Genomic DNA, 14,663 nt, shown 5'->3' on the forward strand with positions numbered 1-14,663 from the left:
ACGGTTTTTCCTTTTGACCTTCTGAATTTATTTTAGAATCCTTATGTTAGTGTGAAATGGGGTCGTATTAGAAAATACGTTTCCTTACGCAGAGATGCTGAAACGAGTTCAGCATGACAATACTAGACTATGTACAGTTTACAATTTTTCTTTTTGTCATTCTGAATTTATTTCAGAATCCCTACGTTAGTACTCGGTTTATGTAAAAGACGTTTATGCAATGGAAGTATTAAGACTGGAGTATTAAGACACGATTTAGTACTCGATTTGTGTGAAGGAATTGTACCTAATAAAGTCTAGATAAATGATAACTGGATTCTTACGCAGAGAGGCTGAAATCGGCATGTCAAAGGGACTTAAGAAGGAGTATTACTAAGCAGGCGTACAATATTATCTAAACCAACAAATCCTTCCATTGTTTTTTAACCCGCTGCCAGTCAAAACCTTCCACATACGTTCTGCCGTTATTAACTATTCGACTTCGAAGTACTTCATCTTCTATCAGCGCTTTTACGGCTAAAGTCATTTGCGCAACTGCTTTATCGTCAACCAACAAGGCCGTGTTATAATCTTCTAATAAAAACGGAATTCCTCCTACATTAGTAGTGACCACTGGAAGTCCCAAACACATCGCTTCAATAACACTCACAGGCGTATTGTCAAAACTTGTGGTATTAATAAAAACATTATACTTTTTGGACAAATTAATCCACCCTTTTTTAGAAAGCCTCCCCGTAAAAGTCACTTCCACTTTCATCTGTTTGGCATAAATACGAGTCTCTTCTAACAAACCATCCTTGTCTGGTCCCACCATACACAATTCTGCTGCTGGATAATCCACCTGCAATGTTTTAAGCACCTCTACAGCCATTTTAGGATTATACAATGAAGCAAAAGAACGCACCCATAACATTTTGGGAACATCCATTTGACGCGTACTTAAAAATGGATAATTCCCCAAATCTATAGTGTTAGGAATATAAAGCAAATTTGTAAAATTACTTTTCTGAAAAGCATCCATTAAATACCCGGAAGGAACCACATTTCTATAAGAATGATTAAAAATCATTCCAGACAATTTAGGATGAGTAGCGATACGGTGTGGCAAATTACCCCCCCTAAGTATAGGGATGTACTTTATTGAAAACAAACGACACAGTTGACTAACCATAAACGCATACCAAAAACTAAATGTACTGTAGGTGTCGATGACCACATAATCTGCTTTTTTACGATAGCGAAAAACACTCCATCCCATGTCTAAAAACCGCAACAATTGATTTTTTTTTTCTGAAGCATAATACAGATGATACCCTTCGTTCTCAAAAAAAAGCCCTAAAGTCTCTATAGATGTGGGAGTATATCCATGCTTGGAAAGCTTATTCCCTATGTATAGAATCGTTTTCATAAAAATTACAGTTTATACAATTTTGTATCCCCAATTACTTTAACTGGTATTAAAAAATTCCAATCGTCTTTTTTTGAGAGTATATAAGTGACCTTCTTCATTCTTAAAAAGTCAATTTTATCTTTGTTAGTAAGAGATTTGAACGTCATACTATCTAAATACCATTGTGAAAATTTTTCAGGATTTCCTTCAATAATCATGGAAGCTCCCTTGTTATCTAGCACTACTGAGCGCTCTGCTCCAGCTCTAATATAGTAAGACCCATAAAAGACGGCATCTGTAGGCGTATTAGTTTTGATATAATCGAGCATCAAGTTAAAATCTTTCTCTCTTTTACTCACTTCCTGTTCTCTAAACTTAAGCGTGTAGGGCACCGTAGTAGTGCATATATCATCACCCAGTAAAGGCAAGGAACTTAACGGTTTTAAATCTGCAAATAGCAATAAAACATAAAACGTGACAAATAAGACCATCTTATATCTATCCCGTATTTTATATTTTGATAAAAACGCAACCACGAACAAAAAAGTAGCAATTTGAAAAACAACCAATATAAATTTCTGAAAACGAATCAATTGAAAGGACATCCTTATGGATAAATTAAATATTTTGTTGACCAGCTGCTCTATGTAAACGCTGAGATTCGCCGATAAAAAAATACACAATGCTACAGCTAGTAACATCTTAAAAACTTTTTTCCCTCCCGAAGTATCATAGAAATAAAACAATAAGAAACCTCCAAAATAAAAATAAAATGCGCCTCGATGCCAGTCTTTAATAAAAGCGATAGGATTACTAAAAGTACCATTAATTCGTTTATCAAAAGCCAATTGATATAGTTCAGGACGAGACACAAGTTCCGCTTTTACACTAGTAAGATAAGTCAATAAGTACGGAAACATTCCCACAAGACAAAAAAACAATACAATCCCTAAATCTCTAAAAACGGAAACAGTCAGCTTATCATTAAAGTACAAATAGGAAACATATAATGCAATATAACCAATAATACCCCCTATACCGCTAAGCGGATGAAAGTTCAAAATAAGACCTAAAACTAATGCGGCAATTGGTAATTTAAAGCGTTTTAAATAAACATATAACAAATAAGGAAGAGGTAATAAGGCCGCATAAACAGTACGTGGCATAATTGTCCATAACTCTGTTATTCCGATTAGCTCCGCACCTGGAGGCCATATAACTCCTTTAGTCAACAGCATCATTAATAGTGCCATCCAATAGTCGTTGCGGATTGTATAAAAAAAGTAAAACCACAACAAGCCATGAATAAGATGATTCAAAAAACCCAAAATATTTTGCGCTTGTATATAATCTCCGTCAGAAAATTTACTTAAAAATCTTAATGATTCTACGTAAGAAGGTGTATAATATTCCACATCTTTTATATTGTCAAGATACAGGTCATTTTTATATAAATGGGGATTATCTTTCTTTTTACAAACAGGAATGATGTTGGCTGAATCGGAAGACAAATCAGTGTAAAGCGCGTCTTTATTATCAATGTAAAAACCCAGTGCTAAAATCAAATTAAATAATACAAGAAAAATTTTTTGATTTATACTCATTTCTAAATAGATTTGGGCGCATTAAAAATATCGTACTGCACGGCTTGTAAAAGAAGTTGAAAACCCAAAATGATAGAAATCGTCACTATCATTATGGTTCCGGTTGGCGTAAAAGCATGTATTGACGTATAATACAGCCAATTGTAAATACCATAACCAATACCGAAGAAAAACATGGGTAAACCAACAAGCAAATACAAAGAACAAATATTAAAATCAAAAAGAAAGTATTGCTTCACTATGCGTTTAAAAAAAAGGCCTGTTAGTTTCTTTGCAAACAGTAACGGCATTTTCCATATGTTCATAGATGATTTTTCATCACCATAAATAGCCGGCATAGAAATGTCTTTGATGCGAGCATTGACGAAATACAGTTCAGACATCAGTGATGTTTCAAAAAAATAGCGGTTCGATAATTTATCAAAATTAATCAACTTAAGAGAAGCGGTGTTCACTGCTAAAAATCCATTAGTCGGATCAAAATTATTCCAATAGCCCGTCGCCGCTTTTGTTAAGAAAGACAGTCCTAAATTACCAAAACGTCTAACAAAAGGCATTTTCATCAACGCTTTAGTATCAATAAACCGATTACCTTTTACCATTTCTGCCCTATTATCTATCAGATAGTCAATCATTTTTTCAATATAGGCAGTATCCATTTGATCATCGGCATCTACTTTTATAACAATATCATGTTTGTTTAAAATCGCTTGTAAAAATCCCTTTTTGGTAGCCCCTCCAACACCCAAATTAATTTCGTTTACTACAACAATAACATTAAAACTATTAGAAACAGCATCAAGCAAATCCAAAGGCAGCTTTTCACCCCCTTTGTCGTCCACTATAATCACTTCATCGATAAAATCAGGGAGTTTTTCAACAACATGAACAATATGCTTTGATGCATTATAATATGGTATTACCACAGCAATGCTATTATTTTTTAAACTCATCGTCTAGGATTTAATTTCTATTTTATGCAAACTAGCTACAAATATAGAAGTAATTATCAGAAAAAGACCTAATAAACCGAATAACGGTCGATAGATGTATAAATGCTCACCAAAAAACAAAGTGACTAACATCGCAAATACCAATCCCTGCAAAGCTATAGAAAATCCTTTGTATTTGTCAAACCTTATAAATAAATAACTTAAAAGCCACCCAAAATACAGAAAGAATCCTACTAATCCTGTTTCCCGTATGGACTGCAAGTACATATTGTGTGCGGACTTTCCAAAAGTCTTATTTAAGTGGTTCACGAAGCCAGTCCCAAAAGGAATCATTTGGGGATTCTCTAGAATGTAAATTAGGTTGTTTTTAGTAAGATTTTCGCGCCCTGATCCTAAATCCTCATATGCATCGGAATATTCTGCATCATTATTACCTTCATCAAACACCTCGGTTTTACTAAAAATTCGGTTCTCCAGCGTTTGATCGAATGTTTTTTGCAAATTCGGATAAGCAGATAGCATTATTGTAAAACTAAATAGCAACACCGAACCTCCCAATATAAATCGCAAAGGACTTCTAACGGCAAAAAATACAAGCAGGATTAAAAAAGCCACATATGTAGTACGAGAGCCCGAAATAAAAATAATATAAATATTCAGTAGCACAGCTACGTAGACCACCAAAATATTGATTCTATATTGCTTTTCGAGCAATAATCCGAAACACAAACTGGCTACAAATAGCGAGGTCATTCCTGTAACTATTTTATTAGGTCCCAATGTGCCTGACAGAAAACCCTGATATCCTTTAAAATAAATATCGCTCCATAGAAAGCTGATTAATCCTAAGTTTTGCATGATTATAATCAGACAGCTCCCAATAGATAAGAAAAGTATCAAGTAAATACCTGTTTTCAAAATAGTGGCGTTGAGGCAAAATATGTAGAAAAAAACCGCTGCAACGTAAAAAACCCAAAAGTGGTACATATACAAGATGACTTGCAAAAAACCTACTAGTTTGTCCGCCAAAATATGGAAAAACAAAGTCATCACCATTGTGATACCTGCCCAAATCATAAATCTTCTCAGTATTTTCAAGAAAAACACCTTCCTAATAACTACGTCAACCGTATTGTAGAATTTGTAGTAAAATAGCATTAATACCACTCCCAGAATATCGTACAGACGAAACTCATTATCACCCTTAATACTGTATTTCAAGACAGGTAGGTTATAAAAATAAGAAGCAATAATCCCGTAGACTGTAAAGAGCAGTATCTTATTTTTTAAAATAACTTCTAACGCGTTCAGAAACAACTTTTCAATTAACTCGTGCGATACTGCCTTATCAATAAGTGACTTTTCAACCATTACGAATCTATTAAAAGTGATAATTTAAAATAATAATTTTCAAAAGTAAACAATTTAGCAACCTCAAGAACATGAGCGGACTTTTCTTTCAAAATCCTGTTCGAAATAGTTAAAGTTTCCATTAAAACTTCATTGTAAGGCCTGTCGCCTGTAAGGTCCCAAACGAAGCCATTGCTTGGGTTTATATAGTGAGGAATACTACCTACGTTCGAAACTATTGGAATAACCCCATAGCAGGCCGCTTCGGCAATTACTTTCGGAAAACCTTCTGAATCAGAAGGCAATAGAAAAAAGTGTGCCTTTTCTAAAAGAGCGTGTACCTGCTCTTTATCTAAAAATCCGTGAAACAAAGCTTTACTACCCAAAAAAGCCGCTTCTTTTTTGTAGTGTTCTGTTTTTGGCCCATCGCCAATAAAATGCATTTGATTGATTTTCTCTGTAGGAATCGATTGTAGCGCCGCGATAATTCTAGAAACGCCTTTTGCATCTTCAAGTCTTCCAATAAACACTAAATCAAAAGGACCACTAAAGTCTTTGCCTGCTGCGATAAGCCCTCCCTTCCCTACATCAGCTATCGTTAAACAAGGATTCTCAAAAGAATAACAATGAGCGGCCTGATGCGGCCAAAAACCATTCAGAGTAACTGCCGATTTTGCTAGATTTTTTTGCAGCCACCATCGTTGCAAACGGTAGGACAAGGGTGGTGCTTGTTGGTTCCAATTCCCAGCATACTTTATCCATAAAGTATACTTTCTAGGTAGAAAAAAACTAAACAGCGGCAATAAAAAAAGCCCCATACTGGTAGGAAGGCGTAGTTGCACTTCAGTAGCGCCTTGTTGATGTCGCACTACTTGCTGTATGATTTTTGGAATCCTAAGCAAGATACCCAGCTTAGAGGCTAGCGTCTTTCCCCCATAGGGAGGAATAGCGACAAATTTTATATTGGGTTTAATATAAGGCAACGAACTTGCAGGCATAGTTCCCTCGTGCAAACATGCTACATGCACCACTTCTTCCCAATAATCTGCTAAATAATTAATTTCATTTATAGTAGCCCCCCATCCCTTTACTACCCCACTTACATCCATATGGTGGTTGGTGTGCGATACAATTACCAACTTTTTTCTCATCATCGCTCCAGCACTTTAAGGTATTCATTGATTACATTTTCCCAGTAAAATTTACGAGACCATTCCTTAGCTTGCTTAGAATAATTTTGATAATCATCTAATATACTACGTAAAGCCTCCACAATTTCTTGCGCATGGTGTGGATGTACTAATTTACCTGAATAACCATCTGCAATAGCGTCTTCAATTCCCGACTGTTTAGAGCCGATTGCTGGCAAATACAAGTCATTAGCTTCTAAGACTGCAATTCCAAATCCCTCGACATCGCCATTAGACAAATGGTCGCTCAACATTAGAAAAACTTTTGAAGCAGCCAATTGCTGGTACAAGGCCTCGTCCGATAGCGCTCCATGAAAAACAACCGATGAAGCTACATTTAAACTTTCCGCTAACGCTAAAAAGGATTTTTTTTCTTTAGGCAATCCCACTATTTGATATTGGACGTCAGGATAATATTCTTTTATCAAGGGTAATGCTTTAATTACGTTTTGTTGTCCTTTTCTTGACGTCACACTACCTACTGTTATTATACTTAAATAAGGGTGTTTCAACGTTGATAATGAAGTAGATTGTTTAGGCGAAAAACCATTATTAATAACACTCACTACACTACCGGGAGCGCGCTGCAAGGCCAACTCTCTGGTGAATTGCGAAACTGCTATTAATTCATCGTAGCGTTTTAGGCTCCACGATGTCATCCGTACGCCCCACTTTCCGCCAGCCCCCAAATCAGAACCGTGAATCACCGCAAAGTACTTTTTAGAGGTAAAAAACAAACTATAAAACCCCACCAACCACAATGAAAATTTACCAGAAGCTATAACCTTGTCCGTTTTTTTTATCAATAAAAACGCACTTTTCATTCGTTTCAAATACGTAAAAAAAGCAGGTTTTGTCCTACTAGTACGTACAACTGCGATTGGAAGCGTTGCGTCAAAAGACTGCTCATCGTCTACTGAAGTACTGTGGTCGCACAGTACGCTTACCTCATACCCTTTTTGATCCAATTGCAAGCTCAAATGCAAAGCGTGATTTCCAATCCCTCCAGGTTGAGGGGGAAACTCAGAAGTCACTAGTAAAATGCGTTTATTCATATCCATTCAATCAAATTACCTTGTTTTAACTTTTTACTAGCCAGTTGCCAAGACTTAATAACCTGATAAACCACCAAGGGAAATAAAAGTGGCAGTAAAAAGAGCGACGTCAATTTCAACACTTTATTCTTTTTAAATCGATAGGGAATTAATGAAGGCATCACAGCAGTCATAATCATGAATATTGATTTTTTAGTGCCAAAATATTTCCTAGACAAATAAAGTACGCTAGGCACAGGACGAGGTCCAAACATCTTTTTAGGTCTCCAACCATCCCAACTGCCCATTTGCCGTAATCCGCCCTGACTTACTTTAAGGTGAATGCGCTTTGCTTTGGGATTAGATATATTTCTATACCCTGCTAAATAGGCACGCAAACCATATTCACCATCTCCCATGCGTTGTTTTTCAAATTGCCGATCAAATAAACCTATGGTTTTAAAAATGTCTTTTTTCAACAGTACATTGCCTGTGTCCAACTGACTACTCCAGCAAAAATAACTGTAATTTTCAGGTATGGCAGCCCCAACCGTACTCAGAGAAACCCCACTCGACAAATCAGCATTAAAAAAATCAAGGCTTTTCAAATGTTGCTCAATCCAATCCTCCTCTACTAATGAATCATCGTCGTACAATAAAATATAAGCGCCTTTCGCCGCTTGTATCGCTTCATTTCTAGCACGCCATAAAGCTTTCTCTTCCTGAAACCAAAACGTTAAATCAAGCTTCCATCCCGAATAGAAATCAGCTTTAAAATCGTCCGTCTGGTCTACAACAATAACTTCAAAATTTTTATACGTTTGCCGCTCTAAATCTTTAAAAACGTCTTTCAGGTATTCATAACGATTTAGAGTTGGAATCACAACGGAAACAAAAGGTTGTGCCTTGATTAGTTGACTTTCAAAATCATCGTAAGCAGGATAGGCAAAATGATGTTTGGAGTGACTTTCTCTTTTTACCAAACGCGTCGCCCAAAAACCGCTCAACTCCTTAATGGGATTATGAAAGGTAAGCAAACGAACCACCACAACATAAAGTACCCACATTTTATGAAAGTTTTTCCTAAAAAAACGGTATTCATCTACTACAGGCAGTTGTACAGCCTGCCACACCTCTAAGCCTGCTTTTGGCGCAGTACTTATAAAACCCTGCTGAAAAGCACGCCATGCGACATCTCTCTCCTGCGCTTCTACACTTTGGTAGCCCAAGTCATTTTCCACAATAAAACCCGCATCATTAAGGGTTTGCTTACTAGGAAAGTAAGCATGATCCTTTTGAGGGGTTAAGTTGAAATACCACGTCGGATGAATGTATTTTAAAAAAGTAAAAATCATAAGTTGTAAAAGTCTACAAACGCCTGCGTTTGTTTTTCAATGTTAAAATCTTCTTTTATTCGTTGCACCGCTTTCGTCGTTATTTGCTTTTGCAAAAGAGCCTCCAATCCCAACACCTCTTCCATCTGTAACGCTAAAGCAGCTGGATTCCGCTTAGGCACCACCCAGCCTGTCGCACCGTGCAATACGTTTTCACTCAGGCCTTCGGCATCCGAAACCACGCAAAGTAAGCCCATTGCTTGCGCTTCTAACACTGCGTTACAAAACCCTTCCTGAATGCTGTATTGTAAATAAAGCTTTGCTCCCTCTAGTTTTTTCTTAACAGCTAAAGGCGGTAACTTCCCCGCAAAGGTAACATTATTTTCTAGTCCCAATTGATGTGCGGCAAAAACAAGACGCTCCCGTTCCGGTCCATCTCCAATTATAGTATACTGAAAATCAATTCCTTTGTTTTTGATAAGCGCCAAAGCTTCCAAAGTATATTCCAATCCTTTTTTCCAATGCAGCCTTCCAATAGTCACTAATTGCAGTACACTATTTTCTTTTGGGGCGGTAGCCTTAAAAAAGGAATAATCAATAGCCGGTGTAATCTTGGTGACTATTTGTGGATTCGTTAGTCCTTGTGCATACAGCAATGCGGTGACATCATCTGAAATCACATGGATTTGATTAACTTTTATAAACAACTTTTGATAACAATTCGGATGCTTTAAAGGATAAATGCCAATATCAAAACCCCTGAAACTTACTGCCATTTTTGCTCCTACAGCCTGAGCCACATTTTCTCTGCCAAGCGCCATGGTCCCAAAACCAAAATGCAACCAATCCACGGGATGTTGCAGTATAAAATGATTCGCAATTAATTTTTTTAGACGCTCCTTGATAGGGACACCGTCCTTCTGCTCTAATGACAAATAACGGCAAGAGACCTTATAATTAAACAAAAAAGCGTTAACCAAAACAAATACACTCCTACCAGTAACCAAAAGTTTATTGCCACTTAATTTTGGAGCATACTGTAAGTCAAACGGCACCGCTTCTTTTCCACGGTCAGAATTCGCAGCAAAAACAACTACGGTAGCGCCATTCGCTTGCAAACCGCTAATTTTACTTCTGAAAAAAGTTTCAGAATAACCCGGTACGGAAGGCAAAACAAGGCCTATTTTTTTATTTTGAAGTGAAAGCATCCGTTGGAGTTTTTAAAACAAAATTATACAATGCTATCATATCGGTTACCATCTTTTCTTCCGAGTTCATTGTTTCTATGGTGTTCCTAGCATTCGAGGTAATACTTTGATTCTCCTCTTCATTCAACGTACTAATTGCAATAATCTTTTCACTCATAACTTGGGGATTCCGAATCGGCATTACAAATCCATTAGTACCGTCTTGTACAATTTCTTCCATACCGCCACAATCCGTAGTCAATACTATTTTTCGTAGCATCATTGCTTCAAGTACAACATTTGCAATACCCTCTTCTACACTAGGCAACAGCACCACATGAGCTTCGTGCATCATCTGCAAAACGGTAGCATAGGGCACTTTATCTATAAAAGTAACACAATCCGCAAGTCCCAAATCATTTTTCTGGTACTCCAATTCCTCTACTCCTTTCGCCCCAATAATGGTATAATGAAAAGCAACTCCTTGACTTTTTAAGAAGCTACAAGCGTCTAAGGCGTAATTATAGCCTTTCTTCCAATGTGAGCGACCAACGGATAACAGTAGGATTTTACTGGAAGCACTAGTAGATTCGAAAGTCGGAAGAGTTTTAGAAAGGGGAAAACCACTATACACTACTTTAATGTTAGCTGGAGTAGCGCCATACTTCACAGCTTCCTTGGCGATGGCCTTTGATACGGCATGAAAACCGTCCACTTTAGGAAAATATAAACGGTAGTGTGCTGCCAAACCAATTTCTGTAACAGGTGAATAGTTAATATGTGCGCCTCTTAAACTTACTACTAACTTAATTCCAAATCTTTGCACCCAAACCCAATCTGCAACACTTTTCGCCCACTGTACATGAAAAACATCAGGCTTATGCCACAGCACAGGATAGCATTTAATTTTGGCAACTCTTTGATTTTTAAAATGCGCTAAAATAAACGCATCTAATTCCTTCTTATCTCTCTTTCTAAAAAAGAAAAGTAAAAAAGTGTATTTTGCTAAAAAAAGGAGCTTACTCAATTTACTTTCCTTAAAGGAGACTTGATAAACACACCCATTGTTATACGCAATCTTCTTTTTACGTTTACCAAACAGCAGTATGGAATGCCCTTCTTGAGCCAACCCCACAATAAGCCGCTCTACAAAAGTAGTACTTGGAATTTCCCCAGAGTAAATCGCTATTTTTAGTCTATTTCTCACTGCTGCAAAATAAAGACAACGTCAATAACATACTCACAGAATGAGCATAATAAACCGAGTTTTCGTTCTGGAACTTTTGATAAAAATCTTGCACTACGCTTTTCGGTACAAATGAGTTCAGTTTTTCATTTTCAAAAAGGTATTCTTGCAAGTGCCTTTCATTGGTCCTTCCAGTAAACTGTAATTCCCAATTGCGTTGCACGTAGTTTTGCGATGTCATCATGCGTTTTGCTTTATCCACTATTTTGTAAGGAATATTAAATGGTTTTTTATTCAAATGGTAATTGTACAAATTAAAAGGCTTTTGGCTTTGCCAAGCAATTTTTGCCACAGCAGGATTACGCATTTTCATATATTCAATTTGAATTTGACGTTTGGCTAAATACTTTTCGGGAACGGTGCAAATAAGTTCGCACATCCGGTCGTCGTAATACGGCAAAGCTATAGATTTTTGGCTTTCAAAAACGGAGAGATTAACGCTCGTCCAGCGCGGGGCCCAATACAAACTCTTAAAGGCACGTATTTGCGCATTAGCACTTTCCGGAATGTTCACCTTTTTAAGTAAAGTACGCAGGCAATCGTATAGGTAGTCTTTAAAATTTCCTTCCAATTCCCAAGCTGTCCATAAAGAAGTGGCCAACTCCATACCGCCTTTCTTCACAATTTTTTTAAACAAAACAGCAACCTGTTGTTCAAAAGACAAATCATCCGCTACTCCCATATCGTCAAACAAAACATCGCCCCAATGCCCTAAGGAGAACACATCGCCCATAGCGGCATACTTTTCAATAAAAGCCATTTGTCGGGGATGGGTGAACTCAGAATAACAACTGTTGATAGCCGATAACTCTTTTATTTTAGGCCACAAATACCCTTGTTCAACAGTCAAAGCTTCAAAAGGAAACTGACAGGCTTGCGCTATTTTTTTAGAATAAGCCGTTTCATCGTGGCCGTTCGCAAAACTGTAACTGTACGAATGCACGTCGGCACCAATGTGCTTCAAACCACAAGCCTGCGTACGACTGTCTAATCCTCCTGACAATGGCAGTATCACTTTCTTATTTTCTGATTGTTCTTTTAAAATTTGTTCAAATAATGTGGCAAATTCTTCCGTAATTTGTTGCAAAGAGCGTTCTTTTGGGTTATAATTCCATTTAAAGTACTCTTTTTCTGCTATAATTTTGTTTAATGGGTCTAAATGATATATTGTTGCAGGCTTTAAGGCCTTCTGCTCTAGAAAATAACTATCCTCGTCCAAAAAAAAGCCAAGCGCAGAGAAAGTACAAATTGCTTTTAAGTCCAAGGTTTTTTGTTCACCTGAAAAAGTAACTCTGGAGGGTATGATAGGAATTTTTACTTCTTTCATTTATCGTGCTAATTTTGTGTATAATTCTTCATGCGCTTTGATGAACGAAGCATAAGAAAAATGACTCACTACATAATTGCGCAGAGTGCCTCCTTTTTCTTCTCGTTGCTCAGTGGTCCATCGCATTACTTCGTTTATACGTTCTGCTAAATCTGAACTATTACCCACCTCAAATAATAATTCTGGAAACTCTTTTAAAACAAAATTAATACCTGTAATATTAGATCCCAATACTGGAACTCCCATGCACATAGCTTCAACTAATGCCATGGGCATGCCTTCTTTTTTACTTGGAATAATATATAAATCCGCTTGTCCTAAAAAAGGCCTTACATCTTTATGTTTCCCTAATATAGAAATTTGTTTTTGCAAACCTAACTCTTTTATTATTTTACTTAATTCTGACGCGTATTCTGTCCGGTCATCTCCAACAATTTCTAAATAGACATCAGCGTTATTTAAAATCTTAATTGCATCAATCAATACTTCAATCCCTTTTACAGGTACTAAATTAGCTACAGTAATAATTTTAAAAACCGCAGTTTCCTTTTTTTGAAATAATTCTGGATTGTAATACTCCGTATCCAAACCTAAGGGTATGAGCTGCTGGCCTTTTTTAGTAGGAAAATAGCTTTTCATTTCTTCATTGATAGTAATGATAAAATCGCTTAAATAACTTCTTATTTTCCAATGTACATTGCCCCAGGTCATGGCTTTTTTAGTGTAAACAAATTTAGCTCCTCCTAATCGACTGGCTACAACTTCCGTCCAATCGCTGCTCCAATGCCACGAATGAACGATATCAATTTGATGCGTTTTGATAAACTTTATATTTTCACGAATTCTAAAAAGCAACGAGTAATACGGTTTAATGGGTTTAGTCAAGCTTCTAATATAAACAGGCAATCCCAAGTTCTTAACTTCTTGAAAAAAAGCCCCTTTAGTACTAGAACAAGCAATTGCAACATCAAATTGCTCCTTATCCAGTCCTTTCGCTAAATCAAACAATACTTTACCGCTTCCGGCGGTATCAAAGTTAGGAATGGTATATAAAATCTTAATCTTTCTATTCATAATCAATTCGTTACTAAAAGTATCTAACGTTTAAGATACCATTCTATATGCTTTTTAACTCCTGCTTCTAAAGTAGTACTAGGATTATAGTCCAAAATCTTTCTTGCTTTGTCAATAATCGCTTGCGTCCGCAACTGATCACCCGCTCTTTTATCAACTACTTTAATATTTATTTTTTTGCCTGTCAGTCGCTCCACACAATCAATACCTTGCTGCGTGGTCGATTCAATGGAAGTACCCAAATTAATGACTTGCGTGTCAACAGCGTCTTCTTTACCAACTACAGAAACAATGCCATCCACAATATCATCAATAAAAGTAAAACTCCTCAAATGTTGAGCGCTTCCTTCAAACAAAGTAAATTCCCTACCTGTAAACGCGGCGTGAATCAATTTCGGATACAGTTTGTCCGGACGTTCTCTAGGACCAAAAACAGAAAACAAACGCAACGAGCAGGCTTTAAAAGCTTTTTCTCGGGCATGAAATAAAACCAATTGTTCCGCCGTCAATTTACTGACCCCGTAATTAGAAGCGGGTTCAGGCACTTTCTCTTCCCCATAAAAGGCCTCTTTGCCGTAAATAGAAGAAGTCCCTATGTTGACGAACAACTTTAGGTTTTTATTTTTATGTATTACAAAATGCAACAACTGTTGGGTTGCAATGACATTGTTCTCAAAATATTCGTCAAATGTTACAGCGGAAGAAATACCAGGTTGCGCAGCAAAGTGAAAAATATAATCAAAATCGACGTCTAAATTTTCGTAAGTGGTAGCCTTTCTTAAGTCTGACTCAACTACAATTATACCTTTCGCTACCAGCTCCTGCACTGTATTCCTTTTAATTTGAACATCATAGTAAGGAGAGAAATTATCAATCCCAATTACCGTATGGCCTAGCGAATTTAAGCGTTCTGCTGTATGCGAGCCTATAAAACCAGCTATTCCTGTGATTAATATTTTCATTTATAAATAATG

The 14,663-nt window shown here is 36.8% G+C and carries 12 protein-coding genes; all 12 read right to left on the reverse strand.

Going from position 1 to position 14,663, the window contains the following annotated elements; all coding sequences use genetic code 11:
- Nucleotides 1-394: 394 nt before the first annotated feature.
- Nucleotides 395-1,408, reverse strand: a complete 1,014-nt coding sequence (locus tag ACQ5J2_RS00220) for a glycosyltransferase family 4 protein (protein WP_432671686.1) — start codon at nt 1,406-1,408, stop codon at nt 395-397.
- Nucleotides 1,409-1,413: 5 nt separating this feature from the next.
- Complete coding sequence (locus tag ACQ5J2_RS00225; protein ID WP_432671687.1) at nt 1,414-2,994, reverse strand: hypothetical protein; 1,581 nt, start codon at nt 2,992-2,994, stop codon at nt 1,414-1,416.
- Nucleotides 2,995-2,996: 2 nt separating this feature from the next.
- Complete coding sequence (locus ACQ5J2_RS00230; protein WP_432671688.1) at nt 2,997-3,947, reverse strand: glycosyltransferase family 2 protein; 951 nt, start codon at nt 3,945-3,947, stop codon at nt 2,997-2,999.
- Nucleotides 3,948-3,950: 3 nt separating this feature from the next.
- Nucleotides 3,951-5,318: an O-antigen ligase family protein gene (locus ACQ5J2_RS00235; protein WP_432671689.1), complete on the reverse strand. Its 1,368-nt coding sequence runs from the start codon at nt 5,316-5,318 to the stop codon at nt 3,951-3,953.
- Nucleotides 5,318-6,451 (reverse strand): glycosyltransferase, encoded by a 1,134-nt coding sequence (locus tag ACQ5J2_RS00240; RefSeq protein WP_432671690.1) that lies wholly within the window; start codon nt 6,449-6,451, stop codon nt 5,318-5,320. Before ACQ5J2_RS00240 ends, ACQ5J2_RS00235 begins: the two co-directional genes overlap by 1 nt.
- Complete coding sequence (locus ACQ5J2_RS00245) at nt 6,448-7,542, reverse strand: glycosyltransferase family 4 protein (protein ID WP_432671691.1); 1,095 nt, start codon at nt 7,540-7,542, stop codon at nt 6,448-6,450. Before ACQ5J2_RS00245 ends, ACQ5J2_RS00240 begins: the two co-directional genes overlap by 4 nt.
- Complete coding sequence (locus ACQ5J2_RS00250) at nt 7,539-8,876, reverse strand: glycosyltransferase family 2 protein (protein ID WP_432671692.1); 1,338 nt, start codon at nt 8,874-8,876, stop codon at nt 7,539-7,541. The genes ACQ5J2_RS00245 and ACQ5J2_RS00250 overlap by 4 nt, the downstream gene beginning before the upstream one ends.
- The gene (locus ACQ5J2_RS00255; protein ID WP_432671693.1) at nt 8,873-9,973 is read right to left on the reverse strand and encodes a glycosyltransferase family 4 protein; all 1,101 of its coding nucleotides are present in this window, start codon (nt 9,971-9,973) and stop codon (nt 8,873-8,875) included. The genes ACQ5J2_RS00250 and ACQ5J2_RS00255 overlap by 4 nt, the downstream gene beginning before the upstream one ends.
- Before the next feature lie 70 nt (nt 9,974-10,043).
- The gene (locus ACQ5J2_RS00260) at nt 10,044-11,249 is read right to left on the reverse strand and encodes a glycosyltransferase family 4 protein (protein ID WP_432671694.1); all 1,206 of its coding nucleotides are present in this window, start codon (nt 11,247-11,249) and stop codon (nt 10,044-10,046) included.
- On the reverse strand, nt 11,239-12,615 hold the full coding sequence (locus ACQ5J2_RS00265) for an asparagine synthase-related protein (RefSeq protein ID WP_432671695.1): 1,377 nt from the start codon (nt 12,613-12,615) through the stop codon (nt 11,239-11,241). Before ACQ5J2_RS00265 ends, ACQ5J2_RS00260 begins: the two co-directional genes overlap by 11 nt.
- A complete protein-coding gene (locus ACQ5J2_RS00270; RefSeq protein WP_432671696.1) occupies nt 12,616-13,689 on the reverse strand; it encodes a glycosyltransferase in 1,074 nt (357 codons plus the stop codon). It lies immediately after the preceding gene.
- 23 nt (nt 13,690-13,712) lie between these two features.
- Complete coding sequence (locus tag ACQ5J2_RS00275) at nt 13,713-14,651, reverse strand: NAD-dependent epimerase/dehydratase family protein (protein ID WP_432671697.1); 939 nt, start codon at nt 14,649-14,651, stop codon at nt 13,713-13,715.
- Nucleotides 14,652-14,663: the final 12 nt, after the last annotated feature.

It is taken from the genome of Flavobacterium sp. SM2513, assembly GCF_050908145.1.
Taxonomy (GTDB): Bacteria; Bacteroidota; Bacteroidia; order Flavobacteriales; family Flavobacteriaceae; genus Flavobacterium.